Source organism: Streptomyces sp. NBC_00306, from assembly GCF_036169555.1.
Lineage (GTDB): Bacteria > Actinomycetota > Actinomycetes > Streptomycetales > Streptomycetaceae > Streptomyces > Streptomyces achmelvichensis.
In genome coordinates this window covers 2049432-2069624 of sequence record NZ_CP108032.1, presented here as the reverse complement: position 1 = coordinate 2069624, position 20193 = coordinate 2049432, and the positions used below count along the sequence as shown (strand labels likewise).

The 20193-nt window shown below is 71.6% G+C and carries 20 protein-coding genes and 1 riboswitch; of the genes, 10 read left to right on the top strand and 10 right to left on the bottom strand.

Going from position 1 to position 20193, the window contains the following annotated elements; translation table 11 throughout:
* The first annotated feature begins 70 nt into the window (after window positions 1-70).
* A complete protein-coding gene (locus OHA05_RS09280; protein ID WP_313946837.1) occupies window positions 71-703 on the top strand; it encodes a sulfite oxidase-like oxidoreductase in 633 nt (210 codons plus the stop codon).
* Between the two features lie 54 nt (window positions 704-757).
* Here the strand turns inward: OHA05_RS09280 and OHA05_RS09275 are convergent, their stop codons facing one another.
* From OHA05_RS09275 to thiO, 5 genes are all read right to left on the bottom strand, one after another.
* On the bottom strand, window positions 758-1609 hold the full coding sequence (locus OHA05_RS09275) for a deoxyribonuclease IV (protein ID WP_328860281.1): 852 nt from the start codon (window positions 1607-1609) through the stop codon (window positions 758-760).
* Window positions 1610-1615: 6 nt separating this feature from the next.
* Window positions 1616-3556 carry a Stk1 family PASTA domain-containing Ser/Thr kinase gene (gene pknB, locus OHA05_RS09270; protein ID WP_328860280.1) on the bottom strand — a complete coding sequence of 647 codons (1941 nt, stop codon included), beginning with the start codon at window positions 3554-3556 and terminating at the stop codon, window positions 1616-1618.
* Between the two features lie 713 nt (window positions 3557-4269).
* Window positions 4270-5064, bottom strand: coding sequence for a thiazole synthase (locus tag OHA05_RS09265; RefSeq protein WP_313946840.1), 795 nt, complete (start codon window positions 5062-5064; stop codon window positions 4270-4272).
* 6 nt (window positions 5065-5070) lie between these two features.
* The gene (thiS, locus tag OHA05_RS09260) at window positions 5071-5271 is read right to left on the bottom strand and encodes a sulfur carrier protein ThiS (RefSeq protein WP_313946841.1); all 201 of its coding nucleotides are present in this window, start codon (window positions 5269-5271) and stop codon (window positions 5071-5073) included.
* Window positions 5268-6440 carry a glycine oxidase ThiO gene (thiO, locus tag OHA05_RS09255; protein ID WP_328860279.1) on the bottom strand — a complete coding sequence of 391 codons (1173 nt, stop codon included), beginning with the start codon at window positions 6438-6440 and terminating at the stop codon, window positions 5268-5270. The genes thiS and thiO overlap by 4 nt, the downstream gene beginning before the upstream one ends.
* A riboswitch (TPP riboswitch) is annotated at window positions 6438-6550 on the bottom strand. It overlaps the preceding gene by 3 nt.
* An 83-nt stretch (window positions 6551-6633) precedes the next feature.
* Between thiO and OHA05_RS09250 the strand changes: the two genes are divergently transcribed.
* The 6 genes from OHA05_RS09250 to OHA05_RS09225 all read left to right on the top strand — a co-directional run bounded on the left by OHA05_RS09250 (window position 6634) and on the right by OHA05_RS09225 (window position 11373).
* Window positions 6634-6975, top strand: coding sequence for a hypothetical protein (locus OHA05_RS09250; protein ID WP_328860278.1), 342 nt, complete (start codon window positions 6634-6636; stop codon window positions 6973-6975).
* A gap of 41 nt (window positions 6976-7016) precedes the next feature.
* Window positions 7017-8246 (top strand): NAD(P)/FAD-dependent oxidoreductase, encoded by a 1230-nt coding sequence (locus OHA05_RS09245; protein ID WP_328860277.1) that lies wholly within the window; start codon window positions 7017-7019, stop codon window positions 8244-8246.
* A gap of 121 nt (window positions 8247-8367) precedes the next feature.
* Window positions 8368-8733 (top strand): Rv2175c family DNA-binding protein, encoded by a 366-nt coding sequence (locus OHA05_RS09240; RefSeq protein ID WP_313946845.1) that lies wholly within the window; start codon window positions 8368-8370, stop codon window positions 8731-8733.
* A gap of 87 nt (window positions 8734-8820) precedes the next feature.
* Complete coding sequence (gene thiE, locus OHA05_RS09235; RefSeq protein WP_328860276.1) at window positions 8821-9471, top strand: thiamine phosphate synthase; 651 nt, start codon at window positions 8821-8823, stop codon at window positions 9469-9471.
* Between the two features lie 75 nt (window positions 9472-9546).
* Window positions 9547-10464, top strand: a complete 918-nt coding sequence (gene metF / locus OHA05_RS09230; RefSeq protein WP_328860275.1) for a methylenetetrahydrofolate reductase [NAD(P)H] — start codon at window positions 9547-9549, stop codon at window positions 10462-10464.
* Window positions 10465-10515: 51 nt separating this feature from the next.
* On the top strand, window positions 10516-11373 hold the full coding sequence (locus OHA05_RS09225) for a hypothetical protein (RefSeq protein ID WP_328860274.1): 858 nt from the start codon (window positions 10516-10518) through the stop codon (window positions 11371-11373).
* A 75-nt stretch (window positions 11374-11448) separates the two neighbouring features.
* Here the strand turns inward: OHA05_RS09225 and OHA05_RS09220 are convergent, their stop codons facing one another.
* The 5 genes from OHA05_RS09220 to OHA05_RS09200 all read right to left on the bottom strand — a co-directional run bounded on the left by OHA05_RS09220 (window position 11449) and on the right by OHA05_RS09200 (window position 17752).
* A complete protein-coding gene (locus tag OHA05_RS09220; RefSeq protein WP_328860273.1) occupies window positions 11449-12936 on the bottom strand; it encodes a phytoene desaturase family protein in 1488 nt (495 codons plus the stop codon).
* Window positions 12937-12966: 30 nt separating this feature from the next.
* Window positions 12967-13584 (bottom strand): DUF4126 domain-containing protein, encoded by a 618-nt coding sequence (locus OHA05_RS09215; protein WP_328860272.1) that lies wholly within the window; start codon window positions 13582-13584, stop codon window positions 12967-12969.
* 501 nt (window positions 13585-14085) lie between these two features.
* Window positions 14086-14694: a TetR/AcrR family transcriptional regulator gene (locus OHA05_RS09210; protein WP_313946851.1), complete on the bottom strand. Its 609-nt coding sequence runs from the start codon at window positions 14692-14694 to the stop codon at window positions 14086-14088.
* Window positions 14695-14724: 30 nt separating this feature from the next.
* Window positions 14725-16812: a YhgE/Pip domain-containing protein gene (locus OHA05_RS09205; protein ID WP_313946852.1), complete on the bottom strand. Its 2088-nt coding sequence runs from the start codon at window positions 16810-16812 to the stop codon at window positions 14725-14727.
* Window positions 16784-17752 carry an ATP-binding cassette domain-containing protein gene (locus OHA05_RS09200; protein ID WP_313946853.1) on the bottom strand — a complete coding sequence of 323 codons (969 nt, stop codon included), beginning with the start codon at window positions 17750-17752 and terminating at the stop codon, window positions 16784-16786. Before OHA05_RS09200 ends, OHA05_RS09205 begins: the two co-directional genes overlap by 29 nt.
* Window positions 17753-17910: 158 nt before the next feature.
* Here OHA05_RS09200 and OHA05_RS09195 point away from each other — a divergent pair, with 158 nt between their 5' ends.
* From OHA05_RS09195 to OHA05_RS09185, 3 genes are all read left to right on the top strand, one after another.
* Entirely contained in the window at window positions 17911-18450 is a 540-nt protein-coding gene (locus OHA05_RS09195; protein WP_313946855.1) for an SAV_6107 family HEPN domain-containing protein, read from the top strand.
* 182 nt (window positions 18451-18632) lie between these two features.
* Entirely contained in the window at window positions 18633-19415 is a 783-nt protein-coding gene (locus OHA05_RS09190; RefSeq protein WP_313946856.1) for a class I SAM-dependent methyltransferase, read from the top strand.
* A gap of 249 nt (window positions 19416-19664) precedes the next feature.
* Complete coding sequence (locus OHA05_RS09185) at window positions 19665-20063, top strand: DUF3040 domain-containing protein (RefSeq protein ID WP_313946857.1); 399 nt, start codon at window positions 19665-19667, stop codon at window positions 20061-20063.
* The last annotated feature ends 130 nt before the right edge of the window (window positions 20064-20193 follow it).

The following is a 20193-nucleotide window of genomic DNA, read 5'->3' as shown; positions in this document are numbered from 1 at the left end:
TAGTAGGAGTTGCCCGAATCGGGCCAGACCTGGTCATGACCACCCCATGCGGTCTGTCACCATTGAAGACATGGGTCAGCCGGAAAGCCGGGAATACCGCGCATCAGAGGAGTCCGAGCTTCCGCCGGGTCAGCGACTGCAGCGAGGCTGGCCGGTCACCCACTACGGGCCCGTACCCAAGTTCAAGCCGGACCGCTGGGAGTTCAGGGTTTTCGGCGCCACGGCCGACGGCGACAAACACTGCTGGAACCACGAGGAGTTCTCGGCGCTGCCCTTCTCGTCGGTCGTCGCCGATCTGCACTGCGTGACGAAGTTCAGCATGCTGGGGGCCGAATGGGGTGGTGTTCCCGCCCGCGAACTGGTCGCCCTCGCGCCGCCGGCCGAGAACGTCACCCATGTCATGGTCTGGGCCGAGTACGGCTACAGCGCCAATGTGCGGCTCTCCGACTTCACCTCGGAGCGCACGATCTTCGCCACCCACAAGGACGGTGAACTGCTCACCGCCGAGCACGGCTTCCCCCTGCGCTTGGTCGTGCCGCATCTCTACGCCTGGAAAGGGCCCAAGTGGGTCCGCGGCGTGGAGTACATGACCGACGACCGGCGTGGCTTCTGGGAGGAGCGGGGCTATCACAACCTCGGCGACCCCTGGCGGGAGCAGCGCTACTCCTACCAGGAGGAGCCGGGGGACGGCCCCGAACTCTAGGGGTCGTGTCCCCAGGGCCTGTCGTCGTTCAGGGCGCCGGAACGCCCCGGACGGTCAGTCGCGGAGTGCTTTGAGCCGGGCCACGTCCGCCGCGTGGCCCTCCTTGCCGCCCGGGGTCTCGATGATCAGCGGTACGCCCTCGGTCGCCGGGTGGCGCATGAGCTCCCGGAACGGCTCCTCGCCGATGTGACCCGCGCCGATGTTCTCGTGACGGTCCTTGTGGGCGCCCGCCACATCCTTCGAGTCGTTGGCGTGGATCAGCTTGAGGCGCCCTTCGCCGACCGTCTCCACCAGCAGGTCCAGTGCCTGCGCCATACCGCCCGGTGCCGCCAGGTCGTGTCCTGCCGCGAACAGATGGCAGGTGTCCAGACAGACTCCCAGCTTGGGATGGGCGTCCAGAGCCGCGAAGTACGGCCCGAAGTCCCAGGTCCGCGAGCAGAGCGAGAACCCCTGCCCGGCCGTCGACTCCAGCAGCAGGAACGGGTCGTCGTCGTGCGTCAGCTCGTCCAGCAGCGGCAGCATCCGCTCACGCACCTGCGCCAGCGCCACCTCCCGCGGCCGCCCGCCCGTCGCCGATCCGGTGTGCACGACGACGCCCAGGGCGCCTATCTCGCGGGCGCGGCGCAGCGAGTGGCGCAACGAGTCCACGGACCGTTCGACGGTCACCTCGGTGTGGGAGCCGAAGTTGATCAGATACGGAGCATGGACGTACGCCGGGATGTCCGCGGCGGCGCACTCCGAGCGGAACAGCTCGTCCTGCGCGGGATTGCCCGGCGGTGTCGCCCAGCCCCGCGGATTGGCGACGAAGACCTGTACGGTCTCCGCCCGCAGTTCCGTCGCGTATCCGAGACCGACCTTGGCGAGTCCGCCGGCCACGGGGACGTGGCCGCCGACGGGGTTGCGCATCTGTGGCTAGATTCCCTTGGTCTTGATGGTGATCGTGCTGCCCTCGGGGGCCTTGCCGTCCGCGGCCGGGGACTGGCTCTCGACGGTGTCGCCCAGGAAGGGGAAGGCCTTCTGGACGTCCACCTCGAAGCCCGCGTCCTCCAGCTCGGCGGTGGCTTCGTCGACGCTCATCCCGACGACATCGGGGACGTCGATCGAGCGCGGTCCCTTGGAGACGGTCAGCGTGATCGTGTCGCCGGAGGCCAGCTTGGCCCCCTCGGCCGCCGACTGGCGGGCGACGGTGCCCGCCTCCTCCGGGGAGTTGACCTGCGCGGGGGCGACCTTGACCGTGAAGCCGGCGTCCTCCAGCTCGCCGGTCGCGTCCTCGACGGAGTCGCCGATCACGCCCGGGACCTCGACGGGGGAGCCCTTGCTGACGACGATCGCGACCGCGGAGTCCGGGCTGCGCCGGGCACCGGCCGCCGGCTCGGTGCTGACGACACGGCCCTGGGGCACGTCCTCGCTGAACTCCTTGGTGACCACCCCGGGTGCGAGCCCTGCCTTCTTGAGCTTGCTCTCGGCCGTGGCGAGCGGGTCGCCACCGACGTCGGGGACCCTGACGATCTTCGGGCCGCGCGAGACGATCAGCGTCACCGAGCCGTTGCCGCGGATGCGTTCGTTGGTGCCGGGGTCGCTGTTGATGACCGAGCCGCGGTCGACCGTCTCGCTGAAGTCGCGTTTGACGGTCTTCACATCGAGACCGGCGTCCTTGAGCTCCTGCCGGGCGTCCTTCTCGGACTTGCCGATCAGGGCCGGGACGCGGGTGAACTGCCCGGAATTGATGTACCAGACGCCGGCCCCGGCGCCGAGCACCAGGAAGACGGCGACAAGGATCGCCACCACACCGCGCCGCGGCACACGGGAGCGGCCGGTGCGGTCCGGGCGGTGCTGCGGAGGGGAGGGCGGCATCGCCATCCGGGCCGTGTGATTGACCTGCGGCTCTTCGCCGGGCAGCACGCGCGGGATGACGTCCGTACGCTCATCGGGGCCCGCGTCCGCGCCGGTCGCGTGCGTCTGCGGCTCCTGCTGGAGCGCCTGCGGAGGCACCAGGTCCAGCTGGTCGTCGCCGAGTGCGGCACGGGCCTCACGGACCAGGGCGAGCAGCGCCACCGCGTCGTACGGGCGGATCTCGGGATTGCGGGCGGTGGCACTCGCGACCAGCTCGTCGAGCTCGACGGCGAGGCCGGGGACGAGCGCGGAGGGCGCCGGAATGTCCTCGTTCAGATGCTGAAAGAGCACCTGGGCCGGGGTGTCGCCGGAGTGCGGCTTGCCGCCGGTCAGCATCTCGTACAGGACGACACCGCAGGCGTACACATCGGCGCGGGTGTCGGCCGTGCCGTACTCGATCTGCTCCGGGGCGAGGTAGGAGACGGTGCCGAGGACGGTGCCGGTGGTGCTGGTGACGGAGCCGACCGCACGCACCAGGCCGAAGTCGGCGACCTTGACCCGGCCGTCGTCCCCTATCAGCACGTTCTCCGGCTTCATGTCCCGGTGGACGAACCCGGCCCGGTGGGCAGCGCCGAGCGCGGCGAGCACGGGCTCCAGGATGTCCAGCGCGGCCCGCGGCTGGAGCGCTCCGCGCTCGCGCAGGACGTCGCGCAGGGTGCAGCCCGCCACGTACTCCATGGCCAGATAGACGTACGCACCTTCGGCGCCCTGGTCGAAGACCCCCACCACATTGGGGTGGGAGAGCCGGGCGACGGACTTGGCCTCACGGATGAACCGCTCCACGAAGGAGGCGTCCGTCGCGAGGGCGGGGTGCATCACCTTGAGGGCGAGTTCCCGGTCGAGTCTGGTGTCGACCGCCCGGTAGACCGTGGCCATACCGCCGACGGCGATACGCGCGTCGACGCGGTAGCGGCCGTCGAGCAGCTGCCCGACGAGGGGGTCCTTGAGGGTCGTGTCCACGCGGGAGATTCTACGAGTCACCTCGGACACCCCTGACGTCCCGGGGCGGGACCGGAGCCGTACTGCAGCCGAGCTGTGACAGCAGACGCGCTTGTGCGGGCCCGCTCCGGTGCGACCGGCTTTCGACGGGGGCCGGCGGGCCGGACGGGCGGAGGGGGACGGGGGCGGGGCGCGGTGGGGGTGCGGTGTTCGGGGGGTCGCGCCTCAATCGCGGGCGCGGCGGGAAATCGTTCTTGCGCCTCGATCGCCGGCGGGGCTGGAGGTCGTCCCTGTGCCTCGATCACCGCCGGGGCTGGAGGTCGTCCCTGTGCCTCGATCACCGCCGGGGCTTGAGCTTGGCCCTGCGTGGGGAGGGCGATGTCGGACCGGCCGGCGTTCGAGGGCGACGCCTGCGCCGCATGGGGCCGGGCTGGGTGGGTGCGGCTCCTTGCGGGGGCGCTGCCCCCGGGCCCCCGCGCCTCAGTCGCCGGCGGGGCTGGATGTTGTCCCCGTGCCTCGACCGTCGGCCAGGCTTGGTGCGGCCCCCGCCCGCCGTGATCGTTGGCGGGGCTGGAGCTTGGCCCCGCCCGCCTCGACCGTTGGCCGGGTTTGGTGTGGCCCCCGCCCGCCTCGACCGCCGGCCGGATTGGGTGCGGCCCCCGGGCCTGGTGCGCCCCCCGCCTCGATCCCGGCGGGGCCTCATGCGGCCCCGCCGGCAGATCCTCCCGTACGCGTCAGAACGCCGGGCGTTCCGGGTCCAGGTGGGCTCGGCCCTCCTGGGGCGATGACGCCTCGGCGAAGTGGCGGCGGGGGATGCGGCCCGCGCGGTGGGCCAGGCGGCCCGCCTCCACCGCGTGGCGCATCGCCTCCGCCATCAGGACCGGCTCCTGCGCCCGGGTGACCGCCGACGCCAGCATCACCGCCGTGCAGCCCAGCTCCATCGCCAGCGCCGCGTCGGACGCCGTGCCCGCGCCCGCGTCCAGGATCACCGGCACGCGCGCGTGCTCGACGATCAGCTGGAAGTTGTGCGGGTTGCGGATGCCGAGCCCGGAGCCGATGGGGGAGCCCAGCGGCATGATCGCCGCGCAGCCCACGTCCTCCAGCTTCCGCGCGAGCACCGGGTCGTCGTTGGTGTACGGCAGGACCGTGAATCCGTCGTCGACCAGGGTTTCCGCCGCGTCGAGCAGCTCGATCGGATCGGGCAGCAGCGTGCGCTCGTCCGCGACGACCTCGAGCTTCACCCAGTCCGTCCCGAGCGCCTCGCGCGCGAGCCGGGCGGTCAGGACGGCCTCGCCCGCGGTGAAGCAGCCGGCCGTGTTGGGCAGGACGCGGATGCCGAGCCGGTCCAGGACGGAGAGCACGGAGCCCTGGACCGTCGCGTCCAGCCGGCGCATCGCGACGGTGGTCAGTTCGGTGCCGCTCGCGATCAGGGAGCGTTCCAGGACGTCGAGGCTGGGCGCACCGCCGGTACCCATGATCAGCCGGGAGTTGAAGGTGGTGTCACCGATGGTGAGACGGTCGTCGGCCATGGCTGATCAGCCTCCCTGGACTGCGGTGAGGACCTCGACACGGTCGCCGTCGTCGAGCAGGGTGCCCGCCCATGCGCTGCGCGGGACCACCGCCTCGTTGACGGCGGCGGCGACGCCGGACCGGGCGGGGGTCAGCTCCGTGACCAGGGTGTCGAGTGTGGTTCCGGTGGCGAGCACCCTGGCCTCGCCGTTGACGGAGACGTTCATGCGGGCTGCTCCTGGGAGACGGCGGAGAAGCGGCGAGGGGTGAAGGGGCGGGCCTCGTCGGGGAGTGAGCCGGAGACCAGGACCGCGGCCATCACATCGCCGGTGACGGGCGTCAGGAGGACCCCGTTGCGGTGGTGACCGGTGGCCAGATGCAGACCGGGCAGCGCGGTCGGGCCGAGCAGCGGCGCGTTGTCGGGGGAGGCGGGGCGCAGCCCGGCGCGGGTCTCGGTGAGCGGCAGCTCCGTGATGCCGGGCACCAGCTCATGGGCGTCGCGCAGCAGCTCGTACACACCGCCCGCGGTGACCGTGGTGTCCCAGCCCAGCTCCTCGCTCGTCGCGCCGACGACCAGCTCGCCGTTCTCACGCGGCACCAGATAGACGTCGCTGCCGCGGACCACCGCACGGACGGTCCTGGACAGGAAGGGCGCGTACGCGGGCGGCACGGTCAGCCGCAGGACCTGGCCCTTCACCGGACGGACGGGCGGCAGCACATCCGCCGGGACCCCGTTCAGCCTGCCGCTCAGGCTGCCGCCGGCGAGCACCACCTGGTCGGCGGTGAGCTCCTCCCCGTCGGCGAGGACGACACCGGCCGCCCGGTCGCCCGTGACCGACAGCCGTTCCGCCCAGCCGTGGCGGAAGACCACCCCTGCCCGCTCGCACGCCGTGACCAGCGAGGACGCGAGGCGGCGCGGGTCGACCTGGTGGTCGCCGTCCACCCGCAGACCGCCGCGGACACCGGGAGCGAGCATCGGCTCCAGGCGCCGGCACTCACGGCCGGTCAGCCATTCCGAGGCGAGTCCGGAACGCCGTTGCAGGGCGTGCAGTTCCCGCAGATGGGCGCGGTCGTCGGCGTCGAGCGCGACGGCGAGGGTCCCGCAGGCGCGGTAACCGACGCCCTGCCCGCTCGCCTCCTCCAGCTCGGCGACGAACGCCGGATAGCGCTGTGCGGACGCGACGTTGAGCGCGAGCAGCGTCTGCTCGCCGTAGTGCAGTTCGGTGACGGCGGCGAGCATGCCCGCGGCGACCTGCGCCGCGCCGCCGCCCGGCTCCGGATCGGCGACGGTGACGGCCAGTCCGCGCTGGGCCGCGCGCCAGGCCGTGACAAGTCCGATGATTCCGCCCCCGACAACGAGAACGTCTGAGGCGCGCGTTCCTGGGATACGCGACATGGGCGTCCAGCCCCTCCCTTCGCCGGCATGACCCGGATCAGGTTCGTACGGTCGGAGGCCGTCCAGCCTCCCTCTCAGCCCGGTGCGTCCGGACTCCCGCGAGTGTCTTACGGTGGCCACCCTAACCCCGGGCCCGGTGTCGGGTTAAGGGAGCGACGGCTTCCCAAGGCCTGCGGTACAGGAGGTGTTTTCGATGGCGGGATCGCTCGACGGAGTCGTTCTGGCGCCGGTCGCGGACCAGGCTCCGGGTCAGGTCGGCACCCGTACCCGCTTCACGTACCACGAGCGGGACGGGCACATCTGGGCCGAGTACTCGGGCGGTGACGTGGTCCGCGGGCATCTGGTGGGCACCCGTCAGGGGGACCGGATCGACTTCCGCTATGTGCAGTTGAAGACGGACGGCCGTACCGCGTCCGGGCACTGTGTCTCGACGGTCGCCGAGCTGCCGGACGGCAGACTGCGCCTGGAGGAGAGCTGGGAGTGGGAGTCGCAGGAGGGCAGCGGGACGAGCGTCGTGGAGCAGCCGCTGTCCTGACGAGCTGTCAGGTGGGGTCGCCGGATGCGTAAGGTTGACGGGTGAGCGAGCAGCAGACACAGCAGGCGCGGCGCGTGGTGATCGTCGGAGCCGGGATGGCGGGCGTGCAGACTGCCGTCGCCCTGCGCGAACAGGGCTTCACCGGTCCGGTCACCCTCATCGGCGCCGAACCCCATCAGCCGTACGACCGTCCCCCGCTGTCCAAGGCCGTCCTCCTAGGCAAGTCGGAAGGATCGGCCTTCGACGTCGACTTCGAGGCCCTCGGCATCGGGCTGCGGCTCGGCTGCGAGGTGACGGCCGTCCGTCCGCAGGAGCACGAACTGGACACCGAGGCCGGGCCCGTCCCGTACGACGTCCTGGTCGTCGCCAGCGGCGCCGAGCCCGTCCACCTGCCGGGGGCCGCTTCGGTGCCCGGCGTCCATCTGCTGCGCACCCTCGACGACGCCGCCCGGCTGCGCCCCGTGCTCGCCCGGCAGCACGACATCGTGGTCGTCGGCGCGGGCTGGATCGGCGCGGAGTTCGCGACGGCGGCCCGAGAGGCCGGCTGTGCGGTCACCGTCGTCGAGGCCGCGGACCGCCCGCTCGCCGGCGCACTGCCCGCCGAGGTCGCCGCCGCGATGACCGACTGGTACGCGGAGTACGGCATCGAACTGCTCACGGGTTCCCGGGTGGAGGAGATCGAGCCCGGCACGGTGATTCTCTCGGACGGCAGACGGCTCGCCGCCGGGGCCGTCGTCGTCGGCATCGGCGCACGGCCCGCCACCCGGTGGCTCACCGGCTCCGGCATCGCGCTCGGTCCGGACGGCGCGATCACCGCCGACGAGTACCTGCGCACCTCGCTGCCCGATGTGTACGCCGTCGGCGACTGCGCCTCCTTCCCGTCCGCCCGCTACGGGCAGCGGCTGCTCGTGCACCACTGGGACAACGCCCTCCAGGGACCGCGGACGGTCGCCGCCAACGTCATCGCGGAGGACCTCGGCGAACCCGCGCAGATCTACGACCCCGTCCCGTACTTCTGGTCCGAGCAGTTCGGCCGGTTCGTGCAGTACGTGGGCCACCACGCCGTCGCCGACACGTTGGTGTGGCGCGGCGACCCGGCGGGCGTCTCCTGGTCGGTGCTGTGGCTGCGGGACGGTGCGCTCGTCGCCCTGCTCGCGGTGGGCAGGCCGCGCGATCTGGCACAGGGCCGCAAACTCGTCATGACGGGCACACGGCTGGATCCGACGGCGGCCGCGGACCCCTCGGTCCCTCTGAAGGCCGCTTCGCTGTGAGCAGGCTCTCTCCCGACAGTTCCTCGCTGACCTGCGCATTCTCCCCGATTCCGGGCTGATCGGGGCGTTCGTGTGCGGGGCAGCGCTACCCACTGTCAGTCCCAGATGGCAGGCTTGTCCTGTGACCGAGATTGACGCAAAGATCGATGCTCTCGTCCCCGCCTGGCTCACCCTCCCCGACATCGCGGAAATGCTCGATGTCGAGGTGACGCGCGTCCGGCAGCTGGTCAAGGAGGGCCAGCTGATCGCGGTGCGCCGAGGTGAGAACCGGGTGCTCCAGGTTCCCGCCGCCTTCATCAGCGGCGAGAAGGTCGTCAAGGGCCTCTCCGGCACCCTGACGCTCCTGAGGGACGACGGCTTCTCCGACGAAGAGATGCTGGAGTGGCTCTTCACCCCCGACCCGACCCTGCCCGGCACCCCCGCGCAGGCGCTCAGCGAGAATCGCGGCACGGAGGTGAAGCGCCGGGCCCAGGCGCTCGCCGTCTGACGCCCTGAAGACACCATCAAGCGGTGTGCGGGCGGGGCCGTAGGGTCCTGCCCGCACACCGCCGACCCGCCCCGGGGGGAAATCGCCATGTCCACGGCTCGCGCTCTGCTGTCCGACGCCCGGCTCTATCTGTGCACGGACGCCCGCAAGAAGCAGGGCGACCTCGCCGCTTTCCTGGACACGGTGCTCGCCTCCGGGGTCGACATCGTGCAGCTGCGCGACAAGGGCATGGAAGCGGCCGAGGAGCTGGAGCACCTCCAGGTCTTCGCCGACGCCTGCCGCCGGCACGGCAAGCTGCTCGCCGTGAACGACCGCGCGGACGTCGCGCATGCCATCGGCGCCGCGGTCCTGCATCTGGGACAGGGCGACCTGCCGGTCCCGGCCGCCCGCGCCATCCTCGGCGACGACGTCCTCATCGGCCGTTCCACACACGCCGCATCCGAGGCCGCCGCGGCGGCGGTCGAGCCCGGTGTGGACTACTTCTGCACCGGTCCCTGCTGGCCGACGCCCACCAAGCCCGGCCGGCACGCCCCCGGCCTGGACCTCGTGCGCTCCACCGCCGCACTGGGCACCGACCGGCCCTGGTTCGCGATCGGCGGCATCGACGCGGGCAATCTGGACGAGGTGCTCGACGGGGGCGCCCGCCGGGTCGTCGTCGTCCGGGCGATCACCGAGGCGGCCGATCCCGGGGCCGCCGCCGCCCATCTCGCCAAGCGGATACGCGAGCGCGGAGAGTAGGCCAAGGGCGAACAATCGGTGTCCGATGGGTGGACTCCGGTTGGGTCACCCCCTGGGCGTGGATAACCTGCGAGTATGGCCCTCGGAACAGCTTCCACCAGGACGGACCACGCACGGACGGTGCGTGAGCTGCTCGCGACCGGCAAGACGTCCTACTCCTTTGAGTTCTGGGCGCCGAAAACGGAAAAGGGCGAACGCAACCTCTGGAACGCTCTGCGCCGGGTCGAGGCGGTCGCCCCCAGCTTCGTCTCCGTGACCTACGGCGCCGGAGGCTCCACCCGCGCCGGCACCGTCAAGGCCACCGAGCAGATCGCTGCGGACACGACGCTCACCCCCGTCGCGCACCTCACCGCGGTCAACCACTCGATCGCCGAGCTGCGGAACATGATCGGCCAGTACGCCGACGCCGGCATCCGTAACATCCTCGCCGTCCGGGGCGACCCGCCCGGCGACCCGATGGGCGACTGGGTCAAGCACCCCGACGGCGTGCAGTACGCGGCCGAACTGGTGCGCCTGATCAAGGAGTCGGGGGATTTCTGTGTCGGCGTGGCGGCCTTCCCGGAGATGCATCCCCGGTCCGCCGACTGGGAGACCGACACCCGGCACTTCGTCGACAAGTGCCGCGCCGGCGCCGACTACGCGATCACCCAGATGTTCTTCAGGGCCGAGGACTATCTGCGGCTGCGTGACCGGGTCGCGGCCGCGGACTGCGCCACCCCGATCATCCCCGAGATCATGCCCGTCACCAGCGTCAAACAGCTCGAGCGGTTTGCCCAGCTCAGCAACGCATCGATCCCTGAGGACCTGAAAGAGAGGATCCTCACGGTCAAGGACGATCCGGCGGCTGTACGCTCCATGGGGATCGAGTTCGCAACGGAGTTCTGCGCGGAGCTGCTCTCCGAGGGTGTCCCCGGACTGCACTTCATTACGCTCAACAACTCCACGGCGACGCTCGAAATCTACGAGAATCTCGGACTGCACGAGCAGTTGTGATCGGTCGTAGCCGACCCGACCGGGGGCGGCGGCCGAAGGAGAGGGGCGGGCATGGGCTGGACGGTCCTCTACGTCGCGTTCGGAATCGTCGCGCTGTGGCTGCTCGGCGAGGTGCTGCTGCAGTACAAGGCGCGGCTGCGCTGGCGGCTGCTGGCCTTCGGCGGATTCCTCTGTGTCGTCTTCGGTGTGCTGCTGCCGTCCGTGGTCGTGATCGCGCTCGGTGCCATCGCCTTCGCCGTCGGACAGACCTATGTGACGCTCTCCTTCCGCCGCGGCTTCTCCACCGGGTGGGCCCTCGGCGGCAGTCCCGGCGCGAGCCGACGCCGCAAGTCCGGTGGCCGGCAGGGCGAGGCCGCCACGCGTGAGCCCACGCTCGAGGTGTCGGACCTCGCCTACGAGGCTCCCGCCGCCCCCGACCTGGACCCCGAGCCGGTCTACGAGCCGCAGCCGCTGCCCGACGACACCGGGCAGTACGGCGTCTACAGCGACGCGGCCTACGCGGCGATGCAGCAGGACCAGAATGCCCAGAACGCAGACAACTACGGGCAGCCCGCGGGCCGGACCGACGGCCAGTACGACCCGTACTACGGCTACGACCAGCAGCCCACGGGCCAGGACGCCTTCACCGGGCAGTACGACTACGGCACCGGCCAGCAGCAGTACGCCGCGTACTCCGACCCCTACGTGGGCGGCCAGCAGTACAGCACCTACGAGAACTACGACAGCTTCGGCAGCCCGCAGCAGCAGCAGTACACCGATCCGTACTACGCGCAGCCGTCGTACAGCGACACTCCGCCCGGCGGGGTGTGGGTGCCGCAGCAGCGGGACACCGACCAGCAGGTGCCCGGGGAACAGCAGTCGCCGTACGGCTACGACAACGAGTACAACGAGCAGCAGTACCGCTACTGAGGCAGTCGGACCTTCCGAGCCGGCGCCGCCTGCCGTATGCCGGCGCCTCCTTCCTACGCCGGCGTCCGCGGCGCCTTACCGCGAGCCGCGGAAGTCCGCGCCCTCCACGATGAGTCCGGCCACGAGTGCCCCCGACATGCCGGCGTGTGCCAGTCCGCCGCCCGGGTGCGAGCGTCCGCCGACCAGATGGAGCCCGGGCAGCCGGGTGCTGTTCGCGGGATGCAGATACCGGCCGCCGAACCCGGCCAGCGACGGTGCCGGGACCCCACCCGTCTCGGCGGGCGTCAGGATCTCGTGCCACAGCGCCCGCGCGCGCAGGTCCTCGACGGCCGTACCCGCGGCGTCGATCAGCGCTTCCGCGCAACGTTCGCGCAGGGCCTTGTCCCTCCAGTCGATTGCGCCGCCGTGGCCGGTCACCGTCGCGGTGACGGTGACCGCCTCGTGTGCGTCGTCCGGGCGGGTGCGCGGGTCGTCGGGCCGCAGCACGGTGACCGTGGGCCTCTCGGCGAGGCGGCCGCCGAAGACGGCCGCCGCCTCAGCGCCGGTGTCGGGGGAGTGGACCACGCTCCGGTGGACGGCCGAGGCGGGCCGTGCCCCGCGCAGCCCCAGCAGAACGGTGAACCTGCCCGGCAACTGCCCTGCGCCGGGCCCCGCTTGCGGGCGCACGTCGCCGTCCTCCCACAGCTCCTGCCCGGCCGGAAGCGGGATGTCCGCGCCTGCCACCACCTGGTCGGCCTCGGCGACCGCGGCCCCGGCGAGCTCGACACCGGCCGCGCGACCGTCCCGGACGAGGACCGACGTCACCTCCGACCCGAAGACGAACTCCACCTTCCGGGCCAGACAGCGCTCGTACACCGCACGGGCCAACTCCCGCATCCCGCCCGCGACATACCAGCTGCCGAACGTCTGCTCCATGTACGGCAGCAGGGCCGCGCTCGCCGGGGCGTGCCGGGGGTCCAGGCCGTACGCCAGGGCGCAGCCCTCGAAGAGCGCGGCCAGCCTCGGGTCGGCCAGCTCCAGGGTGCCGACCTCGGAGACGGTGGTGGCCTGCCGGGTGCGCAGCATCCTGCGCTGTCGCAGGGCCGGGTAGGGATCGCGGCCCAGCACCTGCCAGTCGTCCCACAGGGGCTCCTCCAGCAGCGGCCGGCGGGAGCGGTCCCAGGCGTCCCGCGCCCGTCCGAGGAAGTCGCCCCACCGCTCACCCGCCCCGGCGCCCAGCGACGACTCCAGCGCGGAGACGATGCCGGCCCGCGAGGCATTCGGAAGGGTCACCGCGGAGCCGTCGGCGAAGAGGTGCCGGCTCGCGGGATCGACCTCGGTCAGGCCGACGCACCGCTCCAGCGGCTCCTTGCCGGTCTTCAGGAACAAGTCCCGCCAGACGGCGGGCAGATGCAGCAGACCCGGTCCGGTGTCGAAGACGAACCCGTCGCGCTCGAAGGCGCCCAGCGCGCCGCCGTACGTCGCCGAGCGCTCGTACACCGTCACCCGGTGGCCTGCCACGGCCAGCCGGGCGGCAGCCGCCATGGCGCCCATCCCGGCGCCGATCACCGCAATCCGTGCCATGTCAGGGACTGTATCGGCCGCCTGTGACACTCAGCCCGGTGGCCGGCCGGCCACCGTGGCGGCCAGTCGTTTCTCCTCGCGCCGCTGTGCTCTGCGGCGCAGGAACCTGCGGATCCTGGAAGCCAGGAACACCACGACGACGATGCCGAGGACCAGCAGCGTGGCGGCGATGATCGCCGCGGCCACCGGGTTGAAGACGGCAAAGGTGATGATCCCGGCGACACCCAGATCCTCGGCGACGCTCATCGCGACATTGCTGAACGGCTCGGGCGAGGTGTTGATCGCCATCCGGGTGCCGGACTTGACGAGATGACTCATCAAGGCGGTCGAGCCACCGATGGCGCCTGCCGCGATCTCCGGCAGCGACCCGCTCTCCCCGGCCAGCAGCGCGGCCACGACCGCACCCGCCACGGGGCGGATCACGGTGTGCACCGAGTCCCATATCGAGTCGACGTAGGGGATCTTGTCCGCCACCGCCTCGCACAGGAAGAGCACACCGGCGACGATCAGGACGTCGGTGCGCTGGAGCGACTCGGGCACCTCGTCGGAGACCCCGGTGGCGCCGAAGATGCCGAACAGGAGGATCACCGCATAGGCGTTGATCCCGCTGGCCCAGCCGCTGGTGAAGACGAGAGGGAGTACGGACACGGACGCGATCGTAACCAGAGGCGGGCCGCCGCGGGTGGGGATGAGCGCGGACGACTGAGTACCCGTACCTAGTGGGAGAGATGAGTAGGCGGGCGGATGGGGCGCCACCTGCGCAGAGGGAAGAGTGGAGACCACGGAAGGGGCGCAGCGCCGGCACCGCCGACACGGGGCGGCGGAACGGCGCGGCTCCCCTGACGGAACGGGGGGTGCAGGACGGAGAACCCGTCGACCACGGGTTGTCCGGCACCACGGGGGGACGCAGGGGTACGGGGGCCTCGGGGGAACGGGGACACGGGGGAACCGGGGGAACACGGGGGACGCACGGGGGACAAGGACGCCGGTCCGGCACGGCTCGGGAGACCGAACCGCGCCGGACCGGCGTCTTTTCCCTGCACCCGTCGACCGGCCGGTCGCATCACGCCTGCCCCCCGACAGGCGTGATTCCGTCCGGTCTCCGGTCGCATCGGGCTCCCGGCGAGCCCCGCAGGGCCCCGGGAGGTCTCAGCGGCCGCTCACCCGGCCGTGCAGCAGCCGTGAGAGCGCCGCGTGCACATCGTCGATCGACCGCTCCCGCTGGAAGGACTGCCAGTCCAGCGCGGCCACCAGCACCATCCCGACCAGCGCTGCCGCGGTCAGCGAGATGTCGATCTCCTCGCTCAGTTCGCCGTTCTCGACGGCCTCCCGCAGCACCGTCTCGACCACCGCCACCGCCTGCTGCCGGACGACCAGGAGCGTCGACTGCCAGGCGCGGTTGGTGCGCCACAGCTCGGCCACGTACAGCTGTGTGAAGGCCGGATAGCGGTCGATGAAGACCAGGCCCGCCCGGATCATGGCGTCCAGCGCCTCGACCTTGGTGCCGCCGCGCTCCGCCGTCTCGTCGGCCGCGGACTGGAGCGATGCCGTGAGGAGGCCGACGCCGTAACGCAGCAGCTCCTCGAAGAGCTCGGTCTTGCTCTTGAAGTTGTAATAGACCGTGCCCTTGGCCACGCCGGCGCGCTCGGCGATCTCGTCCACCGTGGTGGCCGAGAACCCCTGCTCGGCTATGAGCGTCACCGCGGCTTCGTAGAGCTTCGCCCGGGTCGCCCGGCGTCTGGTGCTACTGCTGTCCATGACATCGATTCTCACAGGTCCGCCGCCCCTTCAGAGGCTCAGCTCGGGGTGCAGGCGGTCGAGCGTCCACACCTGCTTACGGCGTGCGGAGATCGCGGTGAGCGCGAGCGCACCCGCAGTGAAGGCGATCATGACGGCGCTCGCCTCCCACACCGGGCCCAGCCCGCCGCCCGTGATGAGCCGGCGCAGTGCGTCGACGACGTAACTCATCGGGAGGAAGGGGTGGATCGCGTTGAAGAACGCCGGGCTGGTCTGGACGGGGTAGGTGCCGCCCGCCGAGGTCAGCTGGAGCATCAGCAGCGCCAGGACGAGGATCCGGCCGGCCGCCCCGAACCGGGCGTTCAGCCACTGGATGATCGCGGCGAAGCAGAGGATGACGAGCGCCAGGAAGCCGACCGTGCCGGCCGCGTGGACCATCTGCAGACCGACCGTCCAGTGCAGCACCGACATCAGCGCCACGACCTGCACCAGGCCGAGGGCCACCACCGGCAGCCAGCCCGCCACCGCGATCCGCCAGGCGGAGGCGCCCGCGGCGAGCGCCCGCCGGTTCAGCGGCGAGATGATCATGTACGCCACCATCGAGCCCACCCACAGGGAGAGCGGGATGAAGTACGGGGCGAAGCCGGTGCCGTAGTTGGGCGCCTTGTGCAGGGACTGGCTCGCCAGCTTCACGGGGTCCGCCATCACCTCGGTACGGCGGTCCCGGTCCTTCTTGTTGTAGTCGGGGATCTTGTCGACGCCGTCGTTCAGCCCGCCCGCGAGCTCGTCCGAACCGTCGGCCAGCTTGAACAGACCGCCGTCCAGCGTCCCGGCACCCTTCTTGAGCCTGCCCACGCCCGTGTCCAGCTCGGTGGAACCCGACCGTGCGGTGCTCAGGCCCGAGTGCAGCTTGTCCGCGCCCTGAGCGACCTTCCTGGCACCGGAGTTGAGCTCGTTGACCTTCTTGACGGCCGACTCCAGGTCGTCGTCGAGCCGCGGCGAGCGCCGGGCGATCTCGTCGGCCTTCTTCTGGAGATCGGCGAGCCGGCTGTCGAGCTTCTTGAGGTCACCCTGGTGGTCCTTCACCACGGCGTCGACGTCGTCGGCTACCTTCGCCACGTCCTTCGCAGCGTCCCTGGCACGCTCCAGAGCCGAGCAGGCACCGGCGTCCGGCAGCAGGGCGTCCTCGCAGCGCGAGCGGTGGAGCGCTTCCAGCTCGTCGGCGGACTTGTGCGCGCGGGCGGCCGCGGCCGGGGCGCTCTTCACCAGATGGTCGAGGGTGTGGCGGACGGTCCGGGAGGAGTCGGAGACCAGACGGGCCGCGTCACCGATCGACTTGCCGTCGTCCCGTACGTACGGGCGGATGCCGGCGGCCACCGCGTTGACCTTGTCGGCGAGTTGCTGGGTGCCGCCCGCGACCTTGCGGGAACCGGTCTCGAGCTCGCTCGCGCCCTTGGAGAGCTTCGACAGACCGCCGACGAGCTTGCCGCTGCCGTCCTTCGCGTCCTCGAGGCCGTCGGCGAGCTCCTTGGAGCCCTTCTTGGCCTTGCCGATACCGCCCTTGAGCTGGTCGGCGCCCTTGGCCGCCTTCTCCGTCGCGTCATGGATGCTCGAGAAGGAGATGAAGATGCGGTCCAGGAACGAGCGGGACGCGTCGGTCGACGCGGCCGTGCGCACCTCGGCGAAGACCGTCCGCGAAATCTGGCCGACGATGTAGTTGTTGGCGTCGTTCGTGCGGACCTGAAGGGCGCCGGTCTCGGGGGAGTTGCCCGAACTCGACGCGATGCGCTCACTGAAGTCCCGGGGCATGGTGAGCGAGAGGTAGTACGCGCCGTCCTCGACACCCTCGCGGGCCTCGGCCGCGCTCACCTCGTGCCACTCGAAGACGTCGCTCTCGCGCAGCCCCTTGGTGATCTCGTCGCCCGCCGAGATCTTCCTGCCCTCGGCCTGGGCGCCCTTGTCGTCGTTGACGAGCGCGACGGGGATCCGGTCCAGCCGGCCGTACGGGTCCCAGAAGGACCACAGGTACAGCGCGCCGTACAGCAACGGCAGCAGCACCACGGCGACCAGTGCGGCACGCGGCAGTTTCCCCCTGCCGAACCGCTTGAGCTCAAGCGCGGCCAGTTTCGGCGAGCGCATCGGCCGTCCCCTCCTCGGTGGTGTTCACGACGGTGGTCTCGTCGTGGGTGCCGGCATGGTCGGTGCCGGTGTCGTCGTGGGTGCCGGCCGTGGCCCCGCCGTCGGTGGGCCGGGTGTCCGCGCTGCCGTCGGTGGTGTCGTCGGCGGGCCCCTCGTGGGTGCTGCCGTCGTCCTGGATGCCGTCGTCCTGCCTGTCGCCCGGAGCATCGTCGTCCGGAGCGTCGTCGTCCGGACTGTCCGTGCCTCGGCCGGTGCCGACGACGACGGTGGCGCCCTCGGGCGCCTCGCTGCACACGGCCAGCACGGTCGTGCCCGACTCCGCGACCGAGCGCAGCAGCCGCCACGCCTCGGCCCGGTCGGCGTCGGAGAGCTTCAGGTCGGCGTCGTCGACGGCGAGCAGCCGCGGCCGGCCGATCAGCGCCAGGGCCACGGACAGCCGCAGCGCCTCCAGCCGCTCCAGATCGCGTACGGAGGTGCGTTCCCGCTTGGGGAGCGTGGCCGTGTCCAGCCCGGCGGCCTCCAGCGCTTCGTCGACACGGTCGCGTGCCTCCTTCGCCCGCTCGGCGCGCGGCCTCAGCAGGGCGCGCAGCGAGGCGTCGAAACGGCGCTGCAACAGGGCGCGTTCCCGCAGATGCTCGCCGACGGTCAGCGCCGGGTCGAGCTCGCTGACGCCCTGTACGGGGCCGAGCGCGCTGATCCTGCGTACCGCGGCCATCTTCCGGGGCAGCGGCAGTCCGGCGACCTCGGCGCTGCCCTCGGTGGGACGCATACGGCCGGTGAGCGCGAGCAGAAGACTCGTACGGCCCGAACCGGACGGGCCCACGACGGCGATGAGCGAGCCGGGCTCCGCGTCGACGGTGACCGACCGGAAGGCCCAGCCACGCGGACCCTCGAGCCCGAAGTCCTCGGCAGTGACGGCTGCCCCGTGCGGGCTGTCCACGTGCCCTCCCCCAAATTTTGAACTGACCAGTCAGTGCAAAAACTACTACCGAACCTACGATCGAAGCAAAGGAGCAGGTCAGGGCCGATTGTCAGTGGGGGCCTCCACGATGGACACATACGGCCACAGTGCCGTCACACGACGACAGGAGGTTCGTCATGGCCAACTCCTACGCAGCAGCCGCACCCCGGCGCCGCGCCACCGGCCCTGCACCCTCACTGACCGGACCGGCGAGCGACGTGCACCCCGTCCTGCGGCGGGCCACCGCGCCCCCCGCCGCCCTCGACCTCCTCGCCCAGGCCCGTACCGGACTGGACGAGGCAGCCACCCTCGAAACGCCCAACGAGCGCTACGCCACGGCCCACCTGGCGGCCCTGCGCACCGCCGCCGCGGTGCTCGCCGCGCGGGGCCGCCCGGAGACGAGCGAGCGACGACGCCGGCGGATCAGGAGCGCCTGGGAAGTGCTCCCCGAGATAGCGCCCGAACTGGCGGAGTGGAGCATCCTGTTCGCCTCGGGCGCCACCCGCAGGGCACGCGCCGAGGCGGGCATACAGGGGGCGGCGAGCACCCGCGACGCCGACGACCTGCTGCGTGACGCGGCCATGTTCCTGCGCCTGGTGGAACGGATGCTGGTGCTCCAGCCGGCCCTGCCGCAGCCCCGGACGGAGCCGCCGGGGAGGGGTGACGCCGCGGGGTGAGACGGCCACGGAGCGGCAGGCGGAAAGGGCCGGCGCCGCGGGGTGAGACGCAGCGCTGGGACGTCCGGCCGAGGCAATAGGGTGGGAGATGTCGTGCGTTCATCGACGTCGGTCATCGCTCACCGCCCGCCCCGCCCGCGTTCCAGCAGCCCGGGGCGGCACCGCCCGAGGAGTCAACTGCCGTGCCGGACCCGTCCCCCGGTGGGAAGACCCCACCGCGTCAGCCCCGCTCCGCCCTGCGCACCTCGGTCGTCTGGGAGGTCCTCAAGGACGCTCTGGACCGCCGGGCCAAGGTGACCGGGACGGACAGCCTGGACGTCCTGGACACCGGCGGCGGCAGCGGTTCCTTCGCGGTGCCCGTCGCCCGGCTGGGCCACCGCGTCACCGTGGTCGACCCCAGCCCGAACGCCCTCTTCGCGCTGGAGCGCAGGGCCGCGGAGGCCGGAGTCGCCGACCGGATCAAGGGCGTCCAGGGGGATGTGCACGGCCTCTTCGACGTCGTCGAGCGCGACGGTTACGACGCGGTCCTCTGCCACGGCGTCCTGGAGTACGTGGACGACCCGGCGGAAGGCGTGCGGAACACGGTCGCCGCCCTGCGGGCCGACGGCATCATCAGCCTGCTGGCCGCAGGCCTCGGCGGTGCCGTCCTGGCCCGGGCGCTCGCGGGGCACTTCACCGAGGCCCGGCAGGCGCTGACGGACCCCGCGGGCCGCTGGGGCGACGGGGACCCGATGCCCCGCCGCTTCACCGCGGAGCAGCTCACCACGCTGGCCTCCGACGCCGGTGTGGAGGTCGGCGCGGTGCACGGCGTGCGCGTCTTCGCGGACCTCGTTCCGGGCGTCCTGGTGGACACCGAGCCGCGCGCTCTGGAGGCTCTGCTCAAGCTGGAGGCGGCCGCGGCCGAGCTGCCCGCCTTCCACTCGGTCGCCACCCAGCTGCACGTACTGGGCGAGAAGCGCGGCTGATCAGCGGCGCAGCCGCACATGGAGTACGCCACAGACCCCCCGATCGTGGGCTCGGCCCCGTATGATCGGGGGACACCATCCGGCATGACGGATCGGCGGTTGGGGAATCTACGCCTCAGCAGCCAAGCCGCCATGGCGGCCCGGGCGGTGAACAGGCATAGAGGGCGGGTTTCACGGGGGCGATTCCCTGCCTATCCTGAAAGGGCCGCATACCGGTCGCCCCCCGCGGCCGACGACTAGGAGGACTCCGTGCCGCTCTCGGAGCACGAGCAGCGAATGCTCGAGCAGATGGAGCGAGCGCTGTACGCCGAAGATCCCAAGTTCGCTACAGCGCTTGAGGGAAGCGGGCTGCGTACGTACACCCGGCGACGGGTCTACCAAGCGGTCGCCGGCTTCCTGGTGGGTATCGCGCTCCTCATGGCCGGAATGGTCGCGCAGCAGATCTGGATCAGCGTGGTGGGTTTTCTCGTCATGCTCGGCTGTGCGGTCCTGGCGGTCACCGGATGGCGCAAGGCGCCGAAACCGGGTGAGCAACAGACCCTGGGAGACGCGCCCGCAACCGCGCGTCGCCAGTCCCGTCAGCGCAAGTCGATGATGGACCGGATCGAGCAGCGGTGGCAGCGCCGCCGCGACGAGCAGGGCCACTGAACCACCGCGGACCTCGCGGAGGGCGTCACCGAGCGGGTGAACTGTTCGCGTGAGCGGCCATGGTGGGACGGCAAGGCCCGGGGCTTGGCGTGTGGATCAGGCCCCCGCCCGTGCGCCGGACAGATGCGCC